At 66.3% G+C, this 23,768-nt stretch carries 18 protein-coding genes; 11 read left to right on the forward strand and 7 right to left on the reverse strand.

Annotated features, from left to right (window positions below; translation table 11 throughout):
- Positions 1–95: 95 nt before the first annotated feature.
- Positions 96–1,439: a glycosyltransferase family protein gene (locus ABD727_RS11140; RefSeq protein WP_344707454.1), complete on the forward strand. Its 1,344-nt coding sequence runs from the start codon at positions 96–98 to the stop codon at positions 1,437–1,439.
- 2 nt (positions 1,440–1,441) lie between these two features.
- Here ABD727_RS11140 and ABD727_RS11145 read toward each other — a convergent pair whose 3' ends face one another.
- On the reverse strand, positions 1,442–1,648 hold the full coding sequence (locus ABD727_RS11145) for a hypothetical protein (protein ID WP_344707456.1): 207 nt from the start codon (positions 1,646–1,648) through the stop codon (positions 1,442–1,444).
- A 262-nt stretch (positions 1,649–1,910) separates the two neighbouring features.
- On the opposite strand from ABD727_RS11145, the gene ABD727_RS11150 reads away from it, so the two are divergent.
- Positions 1,911–2,459, forward strand: a complete 549-nt coding sequence (locus ABD727_RS11150; RefSeq protein ID WP_344707457.1) for a hypothetical protein — start codon at positions 1,911–1,913, stop codon at positions 2,457–2,459.
- 86 nt (positions 2,460–2,545) lie between these two features.
- Positions 2,546–3,223 (forward strand): phytanoyl-CoA dioxygenase family protein, encoded by a 678-nt coding sequence (locus tag ABD727_RS11155; RefSeq protein WP_344707458.1) that lies wholly within the window; start codon positions 2,546–2,548, stop codon positions 3,221–3,223.
- A gap of 38 nt (positions 3,224–3,261) precedes the next feature.
- On the opposite strand, the gene ABD727_RS11160 is transcribed toward ABD727_RS11155, so the two are convergent.
- The 6 genes from ABD727_RS11160 to ABD727_RS11185 form a co-directional block, all read right to left on the reverse strand.
- A complete protein-coding gene (locus ABD727_RS11160) occupies positions 3,262–3,954 on the reverse strand; it encodes a DUF4336 domain-containing protein (protein ID WP_344708074.1) in 693 nt (230 codons plus the stop codon).
- Positions 3,955–4,193: 239 nt separating this feature from the next.
- Entirely contained in the window at positions 4,194–6,575 is a 2,382-nt protein-coding gene (locus ABD727_RS11165; protein WP_344707459.1) for a glycoside hydrolase family 3 protein, read from the reverse strand.
- Between the two features lie 39 nt (positions 6,576–6,614).
- Positions 6,615–7,847, reverse strand: coding sequence for an MFS transporter (locus tag ABD727_RS11170; RefSeq protein ID WP_344707460.1), 1,233 nt, complete (start codon positions 7,845–7,847; stop codon positions 6,615–6,617).
- Positions 7,837–8,895, reverse strand: a complete 1,059-nt coding sequence (locus ABD727_RS11175; protein ID WP_344707461.1) for a LacI family DNA-binding transcriptional regulator — start codon at positions 8,893–8,895, stop codon at positions 7,837–7,839. Before ABD727_RS11175 ends, ABD727_RS11170 begins: the two co-directional genes overlap by 11 nt.
- Positions 8,896–8,899: 4 nt before the next feature.
- Entirely contained in the window at positions 8,900–9,943 is a 1,044-nt protein-coding gene (locus ABD727_RS11180; protein WP_344707462.1) for a glycoside hydrolase family 16 protein, read from the reverse strand.
- A 72-nt stretch (positions 9,944–10,015) separates the two neighbouring features.
- The gene (locus tag ABD727_RS11185) at positions 10,016–13,249 is read right to left on the reverse strand and encodes a TonB-dependent receptor (RefSeq protein ID WP_344707463.1); all 3,234 of its coding nucleotides are present in this window, start codon (positions 13,247–13,249) and stop codon (positions 10,016–10,018) included.
- A 242-nt stretch (positions 13,250–13,491) separates the two neighbouring features.
- Here ABD727_RS11185 and ABD727_RS11190 point away from each other — a divergent pair, with 242 nt between their 5' ends.
- From ABD727_RS11190 to ABD727_RS11225, 8 genes are all read left to right on the forward strand, one after another.
- Positions 13,492–15,000 carry a tryptophan halogenase family protein gene (locus tag ABD727_RS11190; RefSeq protein WP_344707464.1) on the forward strand — a complete coding sequence of 503 codons (1,509 nt, stop codon included), beginning with the start codon at positions 13,492–13,494 and terminating at the stop codon, positions 14,998–15,000.
- 141 nt (positions 15,001–15,141) lie between these two features.
- Entirely contained in the window at positions 15,142–15,897 is a 756-nt protein-coding gene (locus ABD727_RS11195; RefSeq protein ID WP_344707465.1) for a TorF family putative porin, read from the forward strand.
- Between the two features lie 14 nt (positions 15,898–15,911).
- Positions 15,912–16,001, forward strand: coding sequence for a potassium-transporting ATPase subunit F (locus ABD727_RS11200; protein ID WP_344707466.1), 90 nt, complete (start codon positions 15,912–15,914; stop codon positions 15,999–16,001).
- 11 nt (positions 16,002–16,012) lie between these two features.
- On the forward strand, positions 16,013–17,731 hold the full coding sequence (gene kdpA, locus ABD727_RS11205; RefSeq protein ID WP_344707467.1) for a potassium-transporting ATPase subunit KdpA: 1,719 nt from the start codon (positions 16,013–16,015) through the stop codon (positions 17,729–17,731).
- Between the two features lie 14 nt (positions 17,732–17,745).
- Positions 17,746–19,785, forward strand: coding sequence for a potassium-transporting ATPase subunit KdpB (gene kdpB / locus ABD727_RS11210; RefSeq protein WP_344707468.1), 2,040 nt, complete (start codon positions 17,746–17,748; stop codon positions 19,783–19,785).
- Between the two features lie 12 nt (positions 19,786–19,797).
- Positions 19,798–20,379 (forward strand): potassium-transporting ATPase subunit KdpC, encoded by a 582-nt coding sequence (gene kdpC / locus ABD727_RS11215; protein ID WP_344707469.1) that lies wholly within the window; start codon positions 19,798–19,800, stop codon positions 20,377–20,379.
- A complete protein-coding gene (locus ABD727_RS11220) occupies positions 20,376–23,036 on the forward strand; it encodes a DUF4118 domain-containing protein (RefSeq protein WP_344707470.1) in 2,661 nt (886 codons plus the stop codon). The genes kdpC and ABD727_RS11220 overlap by 4 nt, the downstream gene beginning before the upstream one ends.
- Positions 23,030–23,725 (forward strand): response regulator, encoded by a 696-nt coding sequence (locus ABD727_RS11225; RefSeq protein WP_344707471.1) that lies wholly within the window; start codon positions 23,030–23,032, stop codon positions 23,723–23,725. Before ABD727_RS11220 ends, ABD727_RS11225 begins: the two co-directional genes overlap by 7 nt.
- The last annotated feature ends 43 nt before the right edge of the window (positions 23,726–23,768 follow it).

Below are 23,768 nucleotides of genomic sequence, written 5' to 3' on the forward strand. Positions count from 1 at the left end.
AACATGATGGTGCCGCGAAATTGGGGGAAGAACGGGCGAATGACCGAATATAGGCCGAGCTTTTGAGTATTGTCAGCGCGAGCCCTGCGCCAAGCTTGTTCGATCCGACTCTGCCATTCGACCTGGCGCTTGTTCTAGGCATCGGCATCGTGGAATGCTTGCTGTCCTACTTCTTGGCGAGAAAGCTTCTCAGAGGCGCGGCGGCGCTATCGCTCAGCCTGATCATTGCTTGCAATATTGTAGCAGTAGCGTGGCTCCGACCGGAGCGCCATGAAGTGGTCGCCGTGCTGGCGGGCATTTTCCTGATCGCTTGCTGCATCTTCGGTTGGACCAAAGGTCATCACGTCCAGACAAGGGGGATGAGGCTATTAGCATGGGCATCGGCTCTTGGCCTTGCGTCGGTTGCCTTCACGGCCTTGGCATACCCCGACATTCTCAGAAAATACGTGAGATGGCGCGCTTACGACGCGCATGAAAAGGTCCGGCTTGAGTCAGCTGAGGCCAGTGCAAAGCATTGTCTTGTCGAACTCGCTCAACGCGACCCCCGGGCAGATGCCGAACAAGATTTCGCCAGAGGTGACGCAACACCAATCGGCGTCACCTACTGGCCAGATGAGCCGCCGGGCCCGGACACCAGCTATCCCCTCGCATGTGAGCATTTCGGCGCCGAGTATCGGCAGACCGGAAAGTGGTTCACTTACACCAGTGAAGAAAGTTCAATGTTGCTGAGCCGCCCGCCCAGCCACCACTTATGCCGGCACGAAGCTGACAAATATGTCGAGATCTACAATCAAAGGATGATTGATCTCGCACCCGTAGCTGTTGGCAAATTCTGCCGGGACCTGAGGCTAGCGGACTCTCCACGCTTGGGAAGTGCCGCTGTGGCCGTCCTCGGCACCGCCAGAGACAAGCGCGAAACCATCAACGGCGTCGCATATCGAACGGAATCTTACTTTGTCGTTGATACCCGCTTCGGCCCCGTCCTCGTGACGAGAAGCTATCCTCCCGACTCACTTCCCTATTGCAACGACTGCCTAAAAGGCGTCGGCGTCGCCTACCTCAGGGAGAAGGGAAGTTGGATCACAGCCAGGCGCCGCTGGCCGTTGGTTTGGCCAACTGGCGCGAACGCGAAACGAGGGGAGCTTATTTCGAACGGTTCGTCATTAAACGATCAGCTAACCACCTATCCCCTCATCGGCGTGCGTAGCAGTCGCTCCAGTGGGAACGCAAAATGTCCGTGGGTGACATACATAGAGTTGCGACCCGAAGGGCCGATGGATCGTGGCACGATCTATGTCCGTGCCAGACCTGGGTGGTATGCAAACGTCGAGCGCGACCATTCATTTGATATCGTCGTCGACGGCACCGACATCCGAGACCATTACGAATTGCGCAACGGGCACTTCGTTGGGCCGAGTCCAAGTCAGCTCAAATGCTAGCGTCAGCCTTCCACCCATAACGAAGGTTCGGCCAGCCAACTTGGCGCGATCTCGTGAATGTAAACATTTGGTCGGAATTGGTCATTCACCGTTTTCTGAATGAACGGCCCCTTCTTGGCGTCCGAACTGTGGCCCTGATCGTCCGCAATGGGCGCTGAGCCGACGTGTTGGTCCACCTGCACGAACGGCAGCTTATCGGCATTGCTCACCCAGAAGCTGCCAGTCCGCTTGCCACCATCAGCAGACGGTTGGTGAAAGCCGGCCTGACCGTCGGCAAGTGGCCGGAAGCGGCTGTCAGGCGCTAGGCAGGCCGACGCGGCCGCTCGTTAAGCTAGAGAGCGAACGTCCGCTTACGACCCAGAGCGGACATTCCTGCCTAGCGTCTGCTTTCGACCCATTGCAGACATTCAAGCAATCCGGTTCCGCATCGTGTAGGCGTGAGCCGCCGCCTTGCTCTCTGGGACCAAAAACGTGACCATTCTTGCCGCTCTGGCCGTGAAGAACACCGTGCATTTCGGCTACAACGACGGTCACACCGTGGGCGACACGCCGATGCCGGGAGAAGGCTATCCTTGGGTGTGGCTCGGTCCTTGGCTCTTGGGGGTATCTGGCTCTTCGGCAGCGTTCGCCATCCTCTGTCAGCACCGTGAGCGTTTCGCAGACGGATGCGAGAGCATCGAAGCTCTGGTTCTCAGGATACGGCTTGTGCTTTCCGAGAGCGGCATCGGGCAGAAAGACGATGACGAGGTAGAGTTTCGCTTTGGTGTCTGGTGCCTTCTCCTTCATCCAAGAGGTGAGGTCTGGGACTTAGACGATGCGTTGGCTTACTCGCGCATTCCCGAAGACACACTCTGGGCACGCGGCTCAGGCAGCGACTATGCACTTGGCGCTGAGCACGCTTTAAAGTCCTTTCAGGTGCTTGCCCCTGAGAGGGTGCGGGCAGCGGTCGAAGCCGCGATTGCTCTGGACCTCTATTGCTGCGGTTCAGGTCACGTTGACGTGCTGAAGGAGCACGTTTGACCCAGCTTATCGGCAAGTCGATGATGTCCGCTTTCCACCCATATCGGACATTGCGTCATCCTCGCCTGGCAGCATAGCTAGCGGCCGTGAGCGCCCTCGACCTTGATGATTTCTCCCGTGCGGGGGCTCAGCGTTTTCCGGGTGCGCTGCATCCATGCCTCTCGGATCTGCTGCAGGTACTAGAGCCGATTGGAGCCACCGCAGCAGGAATACGCCTCCACCAAGTTGAGGGCCTCAGTGCGTTTTTGGAGACCACCGGGTGCATTGGAGCGCTTGCGAGCGCGATCCTTGGTCAGGAGGCGCGACCGGTCAGGGCCATTCTGTTCAACAAGTCTCCCGAAACGAACTGGGCTCTAGGCTGGCACCAGGACCGAACCATCTGCGTGAAAGAGCGACGGGAGGCGCCGGGCTTTGGTCCCTGGACCATCAAGGCTGGAATGGTTCACGTGGCACCGCCAATCGAGCTTCTTGCTGGGATGGTGACGCTGCGAGCACATCTGGATGATGTTCCCGCGACGAACGCGCCTTTGATAATCGCGCCGGGATCGCATCGGCTTGGGCGGATACCTGAGAACCAGATCAGCGCCGTGGTCGACGAGTGTGGAACGTCCATATGCGTTGCAGATGCGGGCGACGTGTGGCTCTACTCCACGCCCATCCTGCACGCTTCCGACGCCGCCGCGTCTCCAAGAAGCCGACGCGTGTTACAGGTCGACTATGCCGCCGCTCGGCTGCCTCATGGGCTAGAGTGGCTGGGCATCTAATGTCTGCTTTGGGTGGAAAGCGGACGTTCGGGATCGCCTTAATCTTCAAGTCGTAAGAGACGCTTCCAAGCTTGGACAAAGATCGATCCGGCCGCCGGATCGTAGAGTATGTCGCCGTGACTCATGACCACGCGCTTGACGTCTCGTGCAGTCACCCAATCCAAGAGGCTAATGAGGGATGCTAGGTTCTTGATTGAGAAGCGGTGGTAGAAGGCAACGTCCGGCTTGCCGTAGCAGCCAACGAGTTTGAACCACATGTTCTCAGCCGGAAACTGCCTTCCTGCGTAGTTGTAGAGGAGGTCAGCGGTTATCAAGGTCGCGGAAGGCGCGTGATAGAGAATAGTCTCGCGCAACCCGTGACCAGTGACCGTGAATTGCTCGACATCTGAAGCGAAGCGGGTCGTCTCCGCAATCACTTCAGCGCCGTGGATTTTGCCGATCTTATCTTCGAGACCTAGCGGAACATGGATGCGGGCGTCGGAGAACAATTCCGCACAATCTCGCAAGAACATGTGATGATACAGGTTCGGCGCAATGATCGCGCTGACCGAGCCAAGTGTCGTGAGCTCCCCCGCAAGTTCCTCGGTGAGCCTCACTGGCGAATAGAGCATCAACCCGCTCTTCGTGCGGATGATCGTCATCCGGAGGCTGCCTTTGCAGCCCAAAGCCCTGAAGTAAGAATCCGTTGTCCAAATGCCGTCGGCTATTCTTCTGATGCACGGATTAAGCACGAACCAAGCATAGGCCTTCCTGTGTGAGCAGCCAATGTCTGCAATGGGTCGGAAGCGGAAAAGCGTCTCGCTGAACGAACGACCGCTTCCTGATACCTGATCGGTCGATTTGAACGACCGCAATGGGCGCTAAGCAGACGCTAGCGGGTCAACTGAACGGAAATAGTCCAATGATCAGAGTGCCCAACTCTGTCATGTCGGGTGCGCCATTCACCGCCAGTGACGGATCGAACCGCCGGCTAGAAGGAGCAGTCCACGCCCGCCGGAATGTCCTGCCGCGCGATTTTGGCGATGCGCAGGGTCAGCGGTCCGGCGCTGGTGATCGACAGCGTGCGGCCGTTGCCGGGCGCGCAGGCCCCGGTGACGATCATCTCGCGCCAGCCCTTGCCCGCCGAGGTGGTCAGTCCGGCGGTGATGTCGAGCGCCTTTCCGCCGGTGGTCAGCGTGACAGGCGCGGTCGGAGCGTTGGCCAGTTCGTAGACAAGGCGGAAGCCGCCGGTGGCGCGGCCCTGGTCGGTGAGCGTCAGGGTCGATCCCGGCGCGAAAACGATCTCGCGCGCGTCTTCCTGACGATTGCGATCAATGCCGCGAGCGGTGATCCCGCCACCCGTGCCACGCAGGCCTGGCAGCGCGACATCGCCGCCGCGCGCGGTGATTCCGGCCCCAAGCCGGCCGAGATCGAACCAGTCGGCGGAGCGGGCGTCGAGGATGGCGCAGCTTTCGGACAGTCTGGCGACGGGCGCCGACTGGTTCAGCGAGAGCCCGTAGCCACGCTGGAAGAGTGCGCCGTCGGGGCCGTTCACTGGCTGCCCGGTGCAGGAGGCGGGCCAGCTGAACGAAAGGCGCCCGGTCGCGGGACGACGGCCGTAGAGGACGTCGGCGATCCCTGCCCCTTCGCTGCCCGGAAGCCAGCTTGCGACGAAGGCGTCGGCGGCGTTCATCTCGCGGTTCATCCACAAGGGCCGGCCCGATAGGAAGACGGCGACGGTGCGGATCCCGGCGGCGCGATACTTGCGCAGAAGGTCGAGACCCTCGCTGTCGGCGAAGACCATGTCCTTCCGGTCGCCGGCGAACTCGGCATAGGGCTTCTCGCCAAACACCACGATCGCGACGTCGGGCTTGGCATCGAAGCGGCCGTCGGGCGACAGGGTGGCCGAGCCTCCGGCTTCGGTCGCAGCGGCCTTGAGACCCGCCCAGATCGAGGTCGCGCCGGGGAAGCACGCGTTGGTCAGGTCCTCGCCGCCCTGCCAGGTCAGCGTCCACCCGCCCGCGGCCTGCGCGATGTCGTCCGCGGCACGGCCCGCGACGAGGATCGAGGCACCGGGCTTGAGCGGGAGCACCCCGTCGTTCTTGAGCAGCACCTGGCTCTTCGCCACCGCTTCGCGCGCGATCGCGCGGTGGGCCGGCGACCCGAGAAGGGCGAGGTCACCGCCATGCACCCGCTGCGACGGCCGCTTGGCGCCGGCATCGAGCAGGCCGGCACGAATTTTCATTCGGAGGACGCGACCCACCGCCTCGTCGAGCCGCGCCATCGGGATGGTGCCGTCCTTGACCTGTGCCAGCAGGCTGGCGTGCAGCGCTTTGGCGTCGTCGGGCACCATGTAGATGTCGAGCCCGGCAAGCAGCGCCTGCGGGCAGTTGCTGTTGGTGCAGCCCGGAATCTGCGCATGCCCGTTCCAGTCGCCGACGACGACCCCGGTGAAGCCCATCCGACCGCGCAGCAGGCCGGTCAGGAGCGGCTTGTTGCCGTGCATCTTGGTGCCGTTGATCGAGTTGAAACTCGCCATCACCGCCTCGACCCCGGCGCCGATCGCCGCCGGATAGGGCCGAGCGTGGATCGCCTCGAGCCGGGCGATGTCGCCGTCGACATTGCCCTGGTCGACACCCTGCGTCGTCCCGCCGTCGCCGAAGAAATGCTTCGCGGTGGCAAGGACATGACCCTGGCCGATACGGCCTCCGGGTTCGGCCTTGCCCTGCAGACCGTGGACCAATGCCGCGCCCATCTCGGCGGCGATGGCGGGATCCTCCGAATAGCTCTCGTAGGTCCGTCCCCAGCGGTCATCCTGCGCGACCGCGACGGTCGGCGAGAAGTTCCAGTCGATGCCGGTGGCGGCGATCTCGGCCGCCGTCGCTTCGCCGATGCGGCGGACGAGGTCGGGATCGCGCGCCGCGCCGAGCCCGATGTTGTGCGGGAAGATCGTCGCGCCGACGACATTGGTATGACCATGGACCGCGTCGGTGCCCCAGATCGCGGGGATCGCGGGCTCGCCATTGGCAAGCGGCGCGGTCGATGCGTCCCACATCTCGTCGGCAAGCTTCAGCCAGTCGGACGCCGGTGCATATTCGTTGCCGTACGGACCGCCGTTGCCGCCGTTGAGGTAGCTTCCGTAGCGGTACGTCCGCATCTCCTCGGGAGTGACCGAGTTGATCTGCGGCTGGATCAGTTGGGCGACCTTGCGCTCGAGCGACATGCGCGACAGCAGAGCAGCGATCCGTGCTTCGTCGCTCTCCGTCGCGATCGGCGTCGGTGCCGGCCCGGCACCCATGGGTTCGACAGCGCCAATGGTCGCGCAGCCGGCCAGAACACCGGTCCACGCCGCTGCGGCAAGGAGCTTCGTCATTTGCGTCGTCACGCTACCACCCACCCTGTGAGAACGTTCTCAATTAACGGTCTCGCATGCGTCCCGGGCCTTTGCAAGCGGTGAAGAAAGGTTGGGCATGCGCAGCAGCAGCAGGGTCGCCGCGAGGGCGAAAACGGCGAGCGCCAGGAACAGGCCGGTGAAGCCGAAGGCCGGGACCAAGGCAAGGGTCAGCCAGGGCATGACCAGCGAAGGCCCGGTGTTGGTCAGGTTGAACAGGCCGAGGTCGCGTCCGCGATGCCTGGCGCGGGGAAGGACACGGAGCGTCTGCGCGCTGTGCAGCGAGAGGAAGATCGACGCCGAGAGGCCGAACAGGACATAGCCGGCCAGGGCCGCCTCAAGCCCGGGCGCCGCGGCCATCACGGAGAGACCCAGCGCCGCGCCGGCGGCACAGAGGGTGAGCGGCGCGAATGGACGGTCGTGGCGGTCCGCCCAGCGCCCGGCCAGCAATGCCAGTGGCACCGCACCGAGGAGGATGAGCCCGAAGGTCTGCGCGACCCGGGCATCGGTCATCTCCGGGTCGATCGCCCGAAACCAGAAGAAGAGGAAGGCGAACAATGCGGCTTCCGAGACCTGCACCAGCAGCCGCGCAAGCCACATGCGGACGACCTCGCCATGGGGTTGCGCATCCGACTGCTCGATCTCCTGCTCGCGGGCGAGCCCGGCGATGGTCCGGGGCCGACCAAGCAGCAGGACCGGCATCACACAAAGCACCACCAGTCCCGCGACCAGCCACAGCCGCGCGTCAGCCGAGGCGAGTCCCGGAAGCGTGACCAGCACCCCCGCTGCCGCTCCCGCCGCCGGGGCGAACGCCAGCAGCCCGCCGAGCCGACCCTTCTGCGCATCGGGGACATGGTCGCCGGCCCAGGCCGCGAGCGGCGCCAGCATCATGTTCAGCGCAAGCTGCCAGCCGACCAGAAGGACGATGATCGCAGCCGGACTTCGGGCGAAACCGAAGGCGCCGAGCAGGAGCGAGGAGGCCAACAGCCCCGCCGCGATCCACGGCGCCCGGCGCCTCGTCCGGTCGCTCGCCCAGCCGAAGGCGATGTTGGAGAGACTGGCCGCGATCGCCCCGAAGAAGGTCGCATAGGCGAGCCAGGCGACGTCGTCGTTCCCCGCCATCGCAGTCACGCGCATCGGCAGGAGGATGGTCAGGAAGGGGACGTAGGCGATCGAGCCGCCTGCGGAGGCCAGCGCATAGAGCCACAGGAAGCGCCGCGATTGGAGCGCGCCGGCTTCGTCCTCAGCCGGCAAGCGGCGCGGGTCCGGTCGAGCCTCGTTCGATCAGCTTCGCGGGGACGATGACCGGCAGGTGCGGCAGCTCCTCGCCCCGCGAGGCGGCAATCAGCAGCTCGACCGCGCGCGACACGGTTTCCGCGATCGGCTGGTCGATCGCCGTCAGCGGGGGATTGGCGAAGGTCGTCACCGGAGTGTTGTCGAAGCTGATCAGCGAGAGGGTCTCGGGAATGGCGATGCCCATCTCCTCGGCGACGTCGCGGGTGGCGAGCGCCATCTGGTCGTTGCTGGCGATGATCGCGGTCGGACGGCGCTCGAGCGCGAGCAGCGAACGCGCCGCGGCAAGCCCGGACTCGTAGCTGAAGTCGCCGCGGACGCAGAGCCCGTCGAGCGGCAGCGAGGCGTCGGCCATGGCCGAGCGCCAGCCGGCCTTTCGCCACTCGCTCAGCGAATATTCCTTCGACCCGGCGATGAAGCCGATGCGCTCGTGACCGAGCTCAACGAGCCGGCGCGTGGCGTCGCGCGCTGCATCCTCGTCGCCCATGACGAGCGGAATGCCCCCTGCCTTCCCCTTGGACCCGATCCTCGCGAAGGGGACGCGACGGCTCTGGAGGAAGGCGGTGATCTTCGGATTGTCCGAGTGCGGCGGAGTGAGGATCACCCCGTCGGGCTGGAGTGCGGCGAGCGTCGCGGTAAGCTCGCGCTCGACATGGTCGTCGTGCGTGTCGACCAGCTCGAACAGCATCCGGTAGCCGTGCTCGGCGCACTTCAGCATGCCGCCCAGAAGCATCTGGTCGACCCAGTCCGAGCCCTGTCGCGCGCGCCATGCCTCGATCGTCCGGTCGCGGTCGTTGAGGGTCAGGATGAGGTAGGAGCGCGACCCGCTCATCCGCTGCGCAGCGATGGACGGGCTGTAACCCAAGCGGTCGATCGACGCCTGCACCCGCCCGCGCATCTCCTCGCGCACGTTGGGCTCGGCGTTGATGACCCGGCTTACCGTTTGAAGCGAGACTCCGGCGTCTGCGGCGACATGCTTGATCGTGACGGCTTGGCGCCTTCTCGGCATCGGGTCAGCGGTCTCCCTGGCAGGACCGTCCGCTAGTCCCGTCGGGCCGGCATTGCCAGACCCGGACCCAGTCGACCTTCATCGTCTGCGGCCAGATGGTCGAGTCGACCCCCTTGAGCCCGCGCTCCTCAGCAAGGCCGCCACCTACGGCGAGGTTGAGGATCAGGTGGAAGGGGCGATCGAATGGCGCGTCGGGCCTCTTCGAGGCCGCGCTCCACCAGTCGCCCCGGCGCTTGGTCGCGAACACCCGCCCGTCATAGGTCCAGTCGATCCGGCCCGGCGCCCAGACGATCCCGTAGGTGTGGAAGCCGTCGAGCACGTCAGGCGCATTGGTCTCGGTGCTGTTGAGGGCATTGGCCGGCCACTTGCCACCGAAGTGGAGTGTTCCGAGGATCGTATTCTCTCGCCCGCCGGGGCAGTCGGCGCAGGTCACCCCGAGATTGACCGCCTCGAGGATGTCGATCTCGCCCGACGAAGCCCAGGGGCCGTAGGTGTGGTCCTCAGGCAGCATCCAGACCGCCGGCCAGGTGCCCTGCCCGGCCGGAAGCTTGGCCCGCACCTCGATCCGGCCGAAGGTCCACGACGCCTTGCCGCGGGTCACCATCCGCGCCGACGTATAGTCCTTGGTCGCCTCGGCCGCCTCGCCGCTCGCCGGACGCATGTGCGCCGGGACCGCGGGACCGGTGAAGCGCTCCTTGCGCGCGGTAATGGTGAGGAAGCCGCCGCCGACCGCGGCATTCGCCTTGCGGTCCGTATAGCATTGCCGCTCGTTGTTGCCCCCGCCCCAGCAATCCCTGTCGAAGTCCCACTTGGCGCGATCGACCGAAGAGCCGTCGAACTCGTCCGACCAGACCAGTTGCCAGCCACGCTCGCGACCCGGCTCGCGGGTCGTCCCCGGCGCCGGCATTGCGACCTTGGCGATTGTCTTGGGCGGACTCGTGGGACCGAGCGGGGCCGTGGTCGGGGCAACCGGGATCGTCTGCCCGTTGGCGGCGGCACATCCCGTCACCGCCAGCGCGGCAAGCATCATGGCTGGGCGCAACATCATATAGCCATTCCCTTCAGGCGCTAAGGCTGGGAGCGCGGGAGGAACGTTCCCCCCGCGCTCCTTGCAGGACGATCAGAAATCGAACCGCGCGAGGAAGGTATAGCGCCGATCGTTGCGGAAGGCCGAGCGAGTCACCCGGTTGCCATCGAAGTCGATGACCTGGGTCGTCTGGGTCACCTCGTCGAGGAGATTCACGCCCTGCACGCCGAGCTTGATCCGCTTGTTGAGCGAATAGAAGAGCGACGCGTCGAGCTGACCACTCGCTTCCTGCCAGATCGGCGAGAAGGGGAAGATGTCGTCGCGCGGCGTGATCAGGAAGTCCGACCGCCAGTTGTAGGCGGTACGGGCGGCGAACTTGCCCTTCTCGTAGAACAGCACGGCGTTGACCGTGTGCTTCGAGATTCCCGCCAGCGGCTGCTGCGAGGCGAACGAGCTGCGGGTGGCGCCGCCGACCTGCGTGTTCTTGAAGTCGCCGCCGTCGACATAGGTGTAGGTCAGCTGGGTACCGAGGCCGCTGAGCAGGCCGGGCAGCTTGTCATAGACCTGCTGGTAGGCGAGTTCGAAGCCCTTGAGCTTGCCGCCGCTGCTGTTGATCGGGCCGTTGACCTCGACCGGGATGGTCGTCCCGTTCGGGCTGGTGAAGGTCTGCAGGTCGACGCCGCCGTTCACGATGCCCTTGATGTCCTTGTAGAACAGGGCGCCGGTCAGCGAGCCTACCCGCGCGAAGTACCATTCGAGCGAGAGGTCGTAGTTCCACGAGGTCACCGGACGGACGTTGCGGTTGCCGGTGAACAGCTGGAACAGCGGACCGTTGGCAAGCGTACCCGACGAGCGCAGGTCGTTGGTGTTGTCGCTGATCCCGCCGCCCGAGGAAAAGAGGTTCAGCTCGGGGCGGGAGATGCCCTTCGACACCGCCACCCGGATCAGCCTGCCGCGACCGAAGTCGAACTTGGCATTGAAGCTCGGAAGCCAGTGATCGAAGGTGATCGCCCGGTCATCGTTGAGGAACTCGCCGGTAAAGGCGTTGGCGAATTCCTGCTGCCGCGCCGGCGTCAGGCTGCAGTAGCCCGGCAGCGACTGCCCCGGGGGCGTCTGGTTGCAGGAAGCGAGGATCTCGGCGACCTCGACCTTGCCGTTCTGGTTGCCGCCCGGCCCGTTGTCGAACGAGAAGCCGTTGGGGAAGCCGATCAGGCCGGTCGTCTTGACCCGGGTCTGGACGTAGCGGACGCCGAAGTTGCCATCGACCTTGATGCCGCCGCCGAGGTCCCCGCCATAGTCGACCCGGCCGTAAGCCGCCTTGGTGACTTCGCCCACCTCGGAGATTTCCGGCGGGCAGAAGGGCGTGCAGGCGACCGTGGTGCCGTCGATCTGGGTGTAGGAACGCCCCTGCACGCCGAAGAACGGGTTGGGGGTCTGCGAGAAGGTGTTGATCGCCCCCGCCTGCTGCTTCGAGATGCCGGCGAGATACTCGCCGAGGAAATCGTCGCCGCCGAAGAAGAAGGCCGAGCCGCCCGGGATCGGGATCGGCACGTTGCCGCGCTGAAAGCGGTCGCCGAACGGGCTGCGGGTCTGCGAATAGGTCGGGAAATCGTCCACGAATGCGCCGCCGGCGATCGCGAACTCCTGCCCCGGAAGGCCGGTGTAGAAGCGGCCCGGGACGAACGGGCAGTTGGGCCCGGCATTCCACGGAGCGCAGCCGGCGCGGCCGGCCCACGGCGCGGACAGGTTGCCCCAGGTGCTGAAGTTGGTGTTGCGGGTGGTGCGATCGCGGTCGGCCCAGCGCGCGCCGAAGCGGACGTTCTTGAGGAAGCCCGTCTCGCTGAGCTCATAGTCGCCATCGACACGCAGGGTGTTCATCTTGGCGTCGTTCTTCTCGATGCTGTCGAGAAGGAACCAGTAATAGGTGTAGAAACCGCTCGAGAAATAGTCTGCGGGCGAACCCTGCGGCGCGAGGAAGCTGATCTCCGGGGTCTTGCCGGTCGCATCGATCGCGACGTCGGCCCAAGTGCTCATCGCACCGATCACCGAGTTGCGGCTAAGATCCGACTTGACCCGCTGCGCCTCGAAGTTGAGCCGAAGCCGATCGGTGACGTTCCACTTGGCGTCGAACGAGAAGTCCTCGGTCGTGCCCTTGGCGTCGCGCTGGAAGCGCAGGCTCTCAAGAGGGATTCCGCCCCGCCCGAACGGGTTGGCGTAGGCATCGCCCGGGCGCTGGGTCAGGATCCCGCTCTGGAAGACCCCGTTGCTGTCGAACTGCCAGGTGCTTCCGGCGCGCGGGACCGGGAACAGGGCATCGTCGTTGACCAGCGCGAGCAGCGCATATTCATCGGTGAAGAAGCTGGTCTTGGAACGCAGCCACTCGCCGGTCGCGATGAACCTGCCGTCCGGCGATTCCCACTGCACCGTCGCATTGTAGGCGCGGCGCTTGCGGTCGAGTTCGGTGGTGCGGACACCGGCGCCCTTGGGGGCGACCACGGTGCCGGGCGGCGGGAAATTCGCCTCGGTAAAGTTGGGGGTGTCGCCGAGCCCACCCGACGTGGCCGACTGAACGCGCAAGCACGGCCCGTCGAGCGTCTGCGCACGATAGCAGGGATCGGTCAGCTGCGACGCATCGGTGCGCGAAATGAGCTCGGAGTCGGCAAAGCCGATCTGCAGCCCGAAGGTGCCGATCTTGGTGTCGAAGGTGTTGGAGGCGAGGAAGGAAACACCCGGCGTCCACTTCCGCGCCATGTCGCCGTAATTGGCCTCGACCGTGCCGGCGATATGGAAGCCACCCTTGTCGAGCGGCTTGCGGGTGACGAGGTTCACCGTCCCCGAGATGCCGCCGTCGATCATGTCGGCAGTGACGTTCTTGAAGACTTCGACCCGGCCAAGCAGCTCGGGCGAGACGTCGTTGAAGCTCAGCTCTCGCCCGCCGGTGGCGGAGAAGATGTCGCGGCCGTTGAGTTCGGAGCGGACGAACGGAAGGCCGCGCAGGATGACGCCCGTGCCCTCGACCGAGAAGCGGTCGGGATCGCTCGTCTTTTCGAAACGGCCGATGTTGATTCCGGGAACGCGCTGCAGCGCTTCGGCGACCGAGCGGTCCGGAAGTGCGCCGATGTCCTCGGCGGTGATGACGTCGACCACGGTGTCGGCGCGCTGCTTGCGCGACTGCGCGCTGCCGAGCGCGGCGCGGAAGCCGGTGACGACGATTTCTTCGCCGTTCGCGTCTTTTTCCGGAGGCGGAGTCGTTGCTTCCTTCTCTTCCTCGGTCGGAGGAGTCTTGGCCGGCGCCTTCTGCTGGGCGAAGGCGGGCTGCGCCGCCATCAACGCCAGAGCCGAAGCACTGGTGAGAGCGCAAAGACGGCTTGCACCAAAGCCGATCCGATGACGACGAACCAAGTGAACCTCCCCCTTGCCATAAGGCACGTTACGGGGAGCACACACCCCCGTAGCAACTTACTGGATAACTCGACGCGTGAACGTTCTCAACTAAATAATGAACGTTCACATCTTGCCTCCCGCCTACCCTTCGGCGAAGCCTAGCGGATTGGGTGGGAGGAGTGGTCGTGAAGCCTATTCGACAGATCGTCATCGTTGGCGGCGGCACCGCCGGGTGGATGGCAGCCGCCGCCCTGTCGCGCCTGCTCGAGGGCAACGACCTTTCGATCACCCTAATTGAATCCGAGGAGATCGGCACGGTCGGGGTCGGCGAGGCGACCATCCCGCCGTTCGTCGAGTTCAACCAGCTGCTCGGGATCGACGAGCGCGAGATGATGGCGGCGACCCAGGCGACCTTCAAGCTGGGCATCCAGTTCGTCAACTGGGGCAAGCAGGGCGACAGCTACATCCACCCATTCGGCGCCTACGGCTATCCGATCGACGGAGTCGGCTTCCAGCAGCATTGGCATCGCGCCCGCACACTCGGCGACCCGCGTCCGATCCAGGTCTTCAACCTCGAGACGATGGCGGCCTATTTCGGAAGGTTCGCGCGCACCGAGGACTATCGTCGCGACGATCTGCCGCCGGTCAATTATGCCTACCACATCGACGCGTCGCGCTACGCCCGCTTCCTTCGCGGATTCGCCGAGAAGCGCGGAGTTGTCCGCCGCGAAGGACGGGTCTCGGACACTGCGCTCGACGGCGAGAGCGGGTTCGTCGATTCGGTGACGATGCAGGACGGGACGGTGGTCTCCGGCGACCTGTTCGTCGATTGCTCGGGCTTTCGCGGACTGCTGATCGAGCAGGCGCTCAAGACCGGATACGAGGACTGGCGCCACTATCTACCCTGCGACCGCGCGGTCGCCCTGCCCTGCCTTCGCGAGGACGGCTCGCCGCCCGCTCCGTTCACCCGCGCGACCGCCCATTCGGCGGGATGGCAATGGTGCGTCCCGCTCCAGCAGCGCAACGGCAACGGCCATGTCTATTGCAGCGAGTATCTGTCCGACGACGCGGCGCTCGAGACGCTCACCGGAAACCTCGCGGGCAAGCCTCAGGCCGACCCCAACTTCCTTCGCTTCACCACCGGCCGGCGTAAGAAATTCTGGAACGGCAACGTCGTCGCTTTGGGCCTTGCCGCCGGCTTCATGGAGCCGCTCGAATCGACCTCGATCCACCTCATCAACACCGGCGTGAACAAGCTCATCTCCCTGCTTTCGCTGAAGGGCATCACGCCGGTCCAGGAAGAAGCGTTCAACCGCCTCACGACCAAGGAATATCTGCGTATCCGCGACTTCCTGGTGCTCCATTACAATGCGACCGCGCGCACCGATTCCGACTTCTGGAATCACGTTCGGACGATGGACGTGCCCGACACGCTGACCGAGAAGGTCGAGCTGTTCCGGATGAACGGCCAGATCTTCCGCGAGGAGGACGAATTGTTCACCGAGACCAGCTGGGCAGCGGTGATGATGGGCCAGGGAATCGGGATGGAAGGGCATAACCCGATGGCCGCGCGCATCCCCCAGGGCAAGCTTCGGGGTGAGTTCGACGAGATCGAGAAGTCGGTGCGCTACGTCGTCGAGCGCATGCCCGGCCACGGCGAGTATCTGGCGCAATATTGCCCGGCAGCCGCGTAAGAGAGGCCACTCACGCTGGGCGGCATGCCCGCCTGGCTCTTGCACGAAAGTTTTACGGTTCCGGCGTTTCGCCACATGGCATTGTAACGGCACCATTCGCCATCTGACCTTCCGTCGGCCACCCGGCCCCCGGAGTCCACGATGCGTGTTTTCGATCACCTGACCACGGCTGCGATCCTTGCCGCAGCCTTTCCCCTGCGGGCCGCGGCCCAAACCCCCGGGGAGCCCACAAAGCCTCCGCTGAGCGTGACCGGCGGCACCAGCCTCGTGTCGCAATATCGGTTCCGCGGCATTTCGCTTTCGGACGAGAAAGCCGCCGTCCAGGGCACGATCAACCTCACCCATCGGAGCGGCGCCTATGCCGGTGCTTGGGCGTCGTCGCTCGACGGCTTCGGCGAGCTTGGCGGGTCCAATCTCGAGCTCGACCTCTACGGCGGCTACAAGCTTCCGGTCGGCAAGGCGACGCTCGACGCGGGCCTGCTCTATTACGCTTACCCCGGCAGCAAGGGCGGCACGTTCGAGTTCTTCGAGCCCTACGCCAACGTCAGCTTTCCGGTCGGACCCGCGACCACCAAGGTCGGCGCGGCCTTCGCGCCTGCGCAGAAGGCGATTGGTGGCAACAGCAACCTCTACCTCTTCAACGACACCAGCCTGCCGATCGCGGGCACCCCGGTCAGCCTGACCGGCCACGTCGGTTGGTCGAAGGGCGACACCACGCTGACTCCGGGCGGAAGCTACCTCGACTGGTCGCTCGGCGCGGCCGCGAGCTGGCGGAATCTCACCGCAGGCATTGCCTATGTCGATACGGACATCGGCGCTGCAGACGCTCGCCGCGCCGGCGCCACGAAGACCATCGTCGACGGCGCGGTCGTGCTGTCGCTCGGCGCCAGTTTCTAAGGGGCGGTGCGGACATGACCCTCGACCTTTGGCTCGGCGCGCTGACGGCCGCAGCCCTCCTCCTCTACCTGCTCGCCGTGCTCGCGCGGCCCGAGCGCTTCTGAGGCCCTTTCCCATGCACCACACGACCCTTGCCGGCTGGACGCTCATCGCCGGTTTCATCGCGCTGACCTTTGCCATGGCGCGTCTGTTCGGACCCTGGCTTCACCGCATCTACGAGGGGCATGCGCCGCGCCTGCTCGGCTGGCTGGCGCCGGTCGAACGCGGACTGCTTGCGCTCGGCGGCCCGGTGACCCGCGCCGAGCAGAGCTGGCGCGCCTATGCCGCGCACCTGCTCGTCTTCAATCTGCTGGGCATCGCCTTCCTGCTGCTGCTCCAGCTTGTGCAGGGCAGCCTGCCGCTCAACCCGACCGGCATGGCGGCGGTGCCCTTCCCGGTCGCCTTCAACACGGCGGTGAGCTTCGTCACCAATACCAACTGGCAGAGCTACGGCGGCGAGACGACCATGTCGCACCTGACGCAGATGGTCGGTCTGACGGTCCAGAACTTCCTTTCGGCCGCGACCGGCATGGCGGTCGCCTTCGCGCTCATCCGCGGCTTCGCCCGGCGGGAGAGCGGCTCGCTCGGCAATTTCTGGGCCGACCTCGTCCGCTCGACCCTCTACCTCCTGCTTCCCATGGCGCTCGCCTACGCGCTGGTGCTGGTCGCGCTCGGCGTGCCGCAGACGTTCGCCGGCTCCGCCGTCGCCGACACGCTGGAGGGCGCCCGCCAGACAATCGCGCTCGGCCCCGTCGCAAGCCAGGAAGCGATCAAGATGCTCGGCACCAACGGGGGCGGCTTCTTCAACGCCAACAGCGCCCATCCTTTCGAGAACCCCGGCGCGCTCAGCAACCTGCTGCAGATGCTGTCGATCTTCGCACTCGGCGCCGGCCTCACCTGGTGCTTCGGCAAGGCGATCGGCAACACCCGCCAGGGCTGGGCCATCCTCACCGCGATGATGCTGCTGTTCACCGCCGGCGCCAGCGTGACCTACATCGCCGAAGCGTCGGGCAATCCGATCCACCAGGCTGCCGGGATCGATCCGGCTGCAGGCAACATGGAAGGCAAGGAGACCCGCTTCGGGATCGCCGCCTCGGCGCTCTTCGCGACCGTCACCACGGCGGCCTCGTGCGGCGCGGTCAACGCGATGCACGACAGCTTCACCGCGCTCGGCGGGCTGGTGCCGATGTTCAACATGCAACTCGGCGAAGTGATCGTCGGAGGCGTCGGCGCGGGCCTCTACGGGATGCTCCTCTATGTCATCCTTGGCATCTTCATTGCCGGGCTCATGGTCGGCCGAAGCCCCGAATATGCCGGCAAGAAGATCGAGGCGCGCGAGGTCAAGCTGGCGGTGCTCGCCATTGCGGTCTTGCCGCTGTTCATCCTCGGACTGACGGCGCTCGCGCTCGTCCTTCCAGCCGGGCTCGAGGGGCTCCAGGAAAGCGGCCCGCACGGGCTCAGCGAGGCACTCTATGCCTACACTTCTGCGGTCGCGAACAACGGGTCGGCCTTCGGAGGCTTGACCGCGAGCAACGGCTGGTGGGCCTACACGCTGGCGCTTGGAATGTTCGTCGGGCGCTTCGCCATCATCGTGCCGGTGCTGGCGATCGCCGGAAGTCTCGCCGCCAAGCGCCACGTGCCCGAGGGCGCCGGCTCCTTCCCGACCACCGGTCCGCTGTGGATCGGGCTCCTCGCCGGGCTGGTGCTGGTGTTCGGCGGCCTGACCTTCCTCCCGAGCCTCGCGCTTGGCCCCGTCGCCGATCATCTCGCGATGATCAGCGGCCAAACCTTCTGAAGGACGCACTCCCCATGTCCCGCACCGTCTCGGAACCGACCTCGATGTTCAGCGCCGCGCTCGTCCTGCCGGCGCTCGTCGAGAGCATCCGCAAGCTCGATCCTCGCCAGCTCGTCCGCAACCCCGTGATGTTCACCACGGGCGTGGTCGCGCTGCTCCTCACCGCTCTGCTCGTCACTGGCCACGGCACCGGGAGCATCGCCTTCCAGGTTCAGCTCGTCGCCTGGCTGTGGCTGACCGTCCTGTTCGGCAATTTCGCCGAGGCGCTGGCCGAGGGCCGTGGCAAGGCGCAGGCCGCTTCGCTCCGCGACACCAAGTCGCAACTGTGGGCCAAGCGCCTGCTCGGCGTCGGCGACACCTACGGCAAGATCCCCGCCACCCAGCTGATGGTGGACGAGATCGTGCTGGTCGAGACCGGCGACCTCATCCCGGCCGACGGCGAGGTCGTGGCGGGCGTCGCGTCGGTCAACGAGGCGGCAATCACCGGCGAATCTGCCCCCGTCATCCGCGAGGCCGGCGGCGACCGGTCGGCGGTGACCGCCGGGACAAGGGTCATCTCCGACTGGATCAAGGTGCGGGTGACGCAGGAGCCGGGCGAAGGCTTCCTCGACCGGATGATCGCGCTGGTCGAAGGGGCGTCGCGACAGAAGACCCCGAACGAGGTCGCGCTCACCATCCTGCTCGTCGGGCTGACCATCATCTTCCTCATCGCGGTCGCGACCATTCCCGGCCTCGCGGCCTATTCGGGCGGGACAATCGGCGTGCCGCTGCTGGCGGCGCTTCTGATCACGCTCATCCCGACCACGATCGCAGCCCTTCTCTCGGCCATCGGGATCGCCGGGATGGACCGGCTGGTGCGATTCAACGTGCTCGCCAAGTCGGGTCGCGCGGTCGAGGCCGCTGGCGACATCGATGTCCTGCTCCTCGACAAGACCGGAACGATCACGCTCGGCGACCGCCACGCCACCGAGTTCCGCCCGCTTGCCGGGGTCAGCGATGCCCAGCTTGCCGAAGCGGCCTATCTCGCCAGCCTCGCCGACGAGACGCCCGAGGGCCGCTCGGTCGTCGCGCTGGCGCAGGAGCGCTACGGAGTGGCTCCGCGCGCGATGCCGGCCGGCGCCGAAGTCATCCCCTTCACCTCGCAGACCCGCCTAAGCGGGCTTCGCATCGATGGCCGGCGGCTCGAAAAGGGCGCGGTCGACTCGATCCTCAAGGCCGCCGGCGGCGCGGACAGCCCGGCCGCGACCGAACTCAAGCGGATCACCGACGAGATCGCCCGCAGCGGTGGCACCCCGCTGGCCGTGGCGGAGAACGGCCGCCTGCTCGGCGCGCTGCACCTCAAGGACATCATCAAGGCCGGGATGCGCGAACGCTTCACCCAGCTTCGTGCGATGGGGATCCGGACGGTGATGATCACCGGCGACAATCCCCTCACCGCCGCCTCGATCGCGGCCGAGGCCGGGGTTGACGACTTCCTCGCCGAGGCCACTCCAGAGGACAAGCTTGAGCTCATCCGAAAGGAGCAGACCGGCGGGCGGCTGGTGGCGATGTGCGGCGATGGGACCAACGACGCGCCCGCACTCGCCCAGTCCGACGTCGGGATCGCGATGAACACCGGCACCCAGGCCGCGCGCGAGGCGGGCAACATGGTCGACCTCGACAGCGACCCAACCAAGCTCATCGAGGTGGTCGGGCTCGGCAAGCAGTTGCTGATGACCCGCGGCGCGCTCACCACCTTCTCGGTCGCCAACGACGTCGCCAAATATTTCGCGATCATCCCGGCGATCTTCGTCGCGCTCTATCCGACGCTCGGCATGCTCAACGTGATGCGGCTCGGGAGCAGCGAAAGCGCGATCCTCAGCGCGATCATCTTCAACGCGCTGATCATCCCCCTGCTGGTGCCATTGGCGCTCAAGGGAGTGCGCTACCGGCCCGCGCCGGCCGGCGACATCCTTCGCCGCAACCTCGCCGTCTACGGGCTCGGCGGCCTCGTCGCCCCATTCGTCGGAATCAAGCTCATCGATATGGCCGTCGTCGGCCTGCACCTCGCCTGAGGAGGCTTACATATGCTTCGCGACCTTTCGTCCGCCATCCGCCCCGCCCTCGTCCTGCTTCTGGCATTCACGCTGCTGCTGGGCCTCGTCTACCCGATCGCCGTGACCGGCGTGGCGCAGGTCGCCCTGCCGACCCAGGCGAACGGCAGCCTTCTGCGCGAGGGCGACCGGATCATCGGCTCGAGCCTGATCGGCCAGACCTTCGCCAGCCCCCGCTATTTCCACGGTCGCCCGTCGGCCGCCGGCGACGGCTATGATGCCGCGGCATCCTCGGGTTCGAACCTCGGCCCGACCAGCGCCGACCTCAAGAATGCCATCGCCGAGCGGATCGCGGCCGCCCGGACCGAGGGCGTGTCCGGACCGGTGCCCGCGGATATGGTGACGGCAAGCGGCTCCGGGCTCGATCCCGACATTTCCCCGGCCAATGCGATGGCGCAGGTCGCGCGGGTCGCGGCGGCGCGCGGCATGGGCGTCGAGGCGCTCAGCGCCATGGTAGCGGGCTCGGTCGAGCGGCCGCTGCTCGGCGAGCCGCGGGTCAATGTCCTGCTCCTCAATCGACAACTCGACCGGGCGGCGGCACAAGCCGGGCGGTGAACGCCGGCGATGCCCCTCGACCCTCCCCCGACGCGCTGCTGCGGCAGGTGCGGCGGGACGAGCGCGGGCGCCTCAAGGTCTACCTCGGTGCCTCGCCGGGGGTCGGCAAGACCTACGAGATGCTGGCGGACGCGGCCGGTCTGAGTCGCGCCGGGGTCGACGTGGTGATCGGCGTGGTCGAGACCCACGGCCGGGCCGAGACGACGGCGCTGACCGCCGGTTTCGAGATCCTCCCCCGCCAGACACTGGCCTATCAGGGCCGCCAGCTCGAGGAGATGGACCTCGACGCGCTGCTTGCCCGGCGTCCGGCCTTGGCGCTGGTCGACGAGCTCGCGCACACCAATGCGCCCGGAAGCCGCCATCCCAAGCGCTATCAGGATGTCGAGGAGCTGCTCGCGGCGGGGATCGACGTCCACACGACGGTCAACATCCAGCATGTCGAGAGCCTCAACGACCTCGTCGCCTCCTTCACCAGGGTACGGGTTCGCGAGACCGTGCCCGACAGCATCATCGAGCAGGCCGAGCTCGAGGTCGTGGACCTTCCGCCCGACGAACTCATCCAGCGCCTGAAGGACGGCAAGGTCTATGTGCCGGACGAGGCCTCGCGCGCGCTCGGCCACTTCTTCTCCCGCTCCAACCTGTCGGCGCTGCGCGAGCTCGCCCTGCGCCAGGCCGCGCAGCGAGTGGACCGCGACATCCTCGTCGACACGGCGGCGGGCGGATTGGCCGGCAAATGGGCTGCCGGCGAGCGCGTCCTCGTCGCCGTCAGCGAGCTTCCCGGTGCCGACAGCCTTGTCCGCGCGACCAAGCGGCTGGCCGATGCCCTGCGTGCGCCGTGGGTCGCCCTCCACGTCGAGACCGCGCGGACGGCGACCTTCGGCGATGTCGAGCGACAGCGGCTCGCGGCGACGATGCAGCTCGCCTCGCGGCTCGGGGGCGAGGTCGTCTCGGCACCGGCGGAGACGGTGCTCGAGGGCATCAAGCGCTACGCCGCCGACGCCCGCACCACCCAGATCGTGGTCGGCAAGTCGGCCCGCTCGCGCTGGTTCGAGCTTCGGCACGGCTCGGTGGTCGACCGGCTGGTGCGCGAGACGCCCGACATCGCCGTGCATGTGCTGCCGCTGGTGAAAGGGGCCGCTCCCGTGCCGCAGGAGCGCCGGCCGGGCCGCTGGGGCTCTCCCGCCGGCTACTTCTGGTCCGCGCTCGCGGTCGCGGCGGTGACCGGGATCGGACACCTGGCCGGAAGCATCGGGATCGTCAGCAACATTGGCATGCTGTTCCTCGTGCCGGTCCTGATCGCGGCGATGCGCTTCGGCCTCCGGACGGGCATTGCAACGGGTGTCATTTCGAGCCTGTGCTACAACTTCTTCTTCATCCCGCCGCTCTACACCTTCACCATCGGTGATCCCGAGAATGTCGTCGCCTTCCTCGTCCTTCTCGGGGTCGCGATCGTCGTCAGCCAGCTTGCGGCGCGGGTGCAGGCGCAGGCGACCATCGCCCGCAAGAGCGCCGCGCAGAACAGCGCGCTGGCCGGGATCGCACGCAATCTGACCGGGGTCACCGACCGCATTTCCCTGGGCGAGGTGCTTGCCCGCGAGGCCGCCCAATTGCTTCAGCTGGACGCCATCTTCCTTTCACGGGACGTGGACGGCTCGGTCCGGCTCACGGCCGGCGCGCCCGCCCTTCCGCGCCTCGACACCCTCGACCTCGCAGCGGCCGAATGGGCGTTCGAGAAGAATGAGGCGACCGGCCGTGGATCGGGAACCCTGACCTCGTCCGACTGGCAGTTCCACCCGATCGCGACCGACCGGCGGGTGCTCGCGGTCCTCGGCCTCGGCGGGACGAGCCAGGGCGATGTCCTCCGCTCGGACCAGCATCAGTTGCTGGTCAGTGTCCTCGATCAGGCCTCGCTGGCGCTCCGCAGGGTCGCGCTCGAGGAGGAGATGGCGGACGTCGCCAAGCTCCAGGAGCGCGACCGGCTCAAGGCGGCGCTGCTCTCCTCGGTCAGCCACGACCTCAGGACCCCGTTGACGTCGATCCTCGCCGCCGTTGAGGAACTCCGCCGCCGACAGGCCTCGTCCGAGACCGCGATCATCGAGCGCGAAGCCCAGCGGCTCAACCGCTTCGTCGCCAACCTGCTCGAGATGGTACGGGTGGAAAGCGGTGCGCTCGACCTCAGGCTGACCGCGGTCGACCTCACCGAAGCGGTGGCGAGCGCGGTCCACGATCTCCGCTCCGCGCTCGCCGACCATCCGCTCGAGCTTCAGGTGCCACCCAACCTGCCCCTCGTCCGCGCCGACGAGCGGCTGCTCCACCAGTGCCTCGTCAACCTGATCGAGAACGCCGCCAAATTCAGCCCGGGCGGAAGTCCGATCATCGTCGCCGGGCGGCGCACGGCGAGCGCGATCGAGCTCCAGATCATCGACGAAGGACCGGGCCTTCCGCCCGGCAGCGAGGATCGCATCTTCGAGACCTTTGCCCGCCTCGAGGGATCGGACCGGGTCGGCGGCACCGGGCTCGGACTTGCCATCGTGCGTGGCTTCGCCGGTGGCATGAACCTTACCGCGACCGCGGCCAATCGCACCGATCGCACGGGAGCGGTCTTCACCATCACCTTCCCCGAAGCCAGCCTGCTCCGGGAAACCCAGCAATGCTGAGCGCGGCCCCGATCCTCATCGTCGACGACGAGCCCGCCATCAGGCGCCTCCTGCGCGGGGCGCTGGAGCGGTCGGGGCATGCGGTAGTCGAGGCGGAGTCGGGACGCGAGGCGCTCGGTGCCCTCGAGATCGACAAACCGGCGCTCGTTCTGCTCGATCTCGGCCTGCCCGACCGCGACGGACTCGAGCTAATCCCGCTGTTCAAGGCGCGCGCGGTCGCGGTGCTGGTGGTCAGCGCGCGCGAGGCCACCGCCGAGAAGGTCGCCGCGCTCGACCTCGGGGCCGACGACTATGTCACCAAGCCGTTCGACACCGAAGAAGTGCTGGCGCGGGTGCGGACCGCGCTCCGCCGGACGGTCTCGGCCAGCGGCGATCCACTGCTTACCATCGGCGACGTCGCGATCGACCTCGACAAGCGGCGGGTGACACGGGCTGGCGAGGACGTGCACCTGCGCCCCAAGGAATATGCCTTGCTGTCCGAACTTGCCCGCCAGCCTGGCAAGGTCCTCACCCATGCCCATCTGCTGCGAACGATCTGGGGTCCGGCGCACGAGCGCGACCTCGAATACCTTCGCGTCGCCGCGCGCGGGCTGCGCCTCAAGCTGGAGCAGGACCCCGCTTCGCCGAGGATGATCATCAATGAACCCGCCGTGGGCTACCGGCTCAACGAGCGCTCGCCGGCAGATTGAGGCCATGTTCGAGGCCGGCTCGATCCGCGCCTGAAGGCGATTG

The organism is Sphingomonas swuensis (assembly GCF_039538045.1).
Taxonomy (GTDB): domain Bacteria; phylum Pseudomonadota; class Alphaproteobacteria; order Sphingomonadales; family Sphingomonadaceae; genus Sphingomicrobium; species Sphingomicrobium swuense.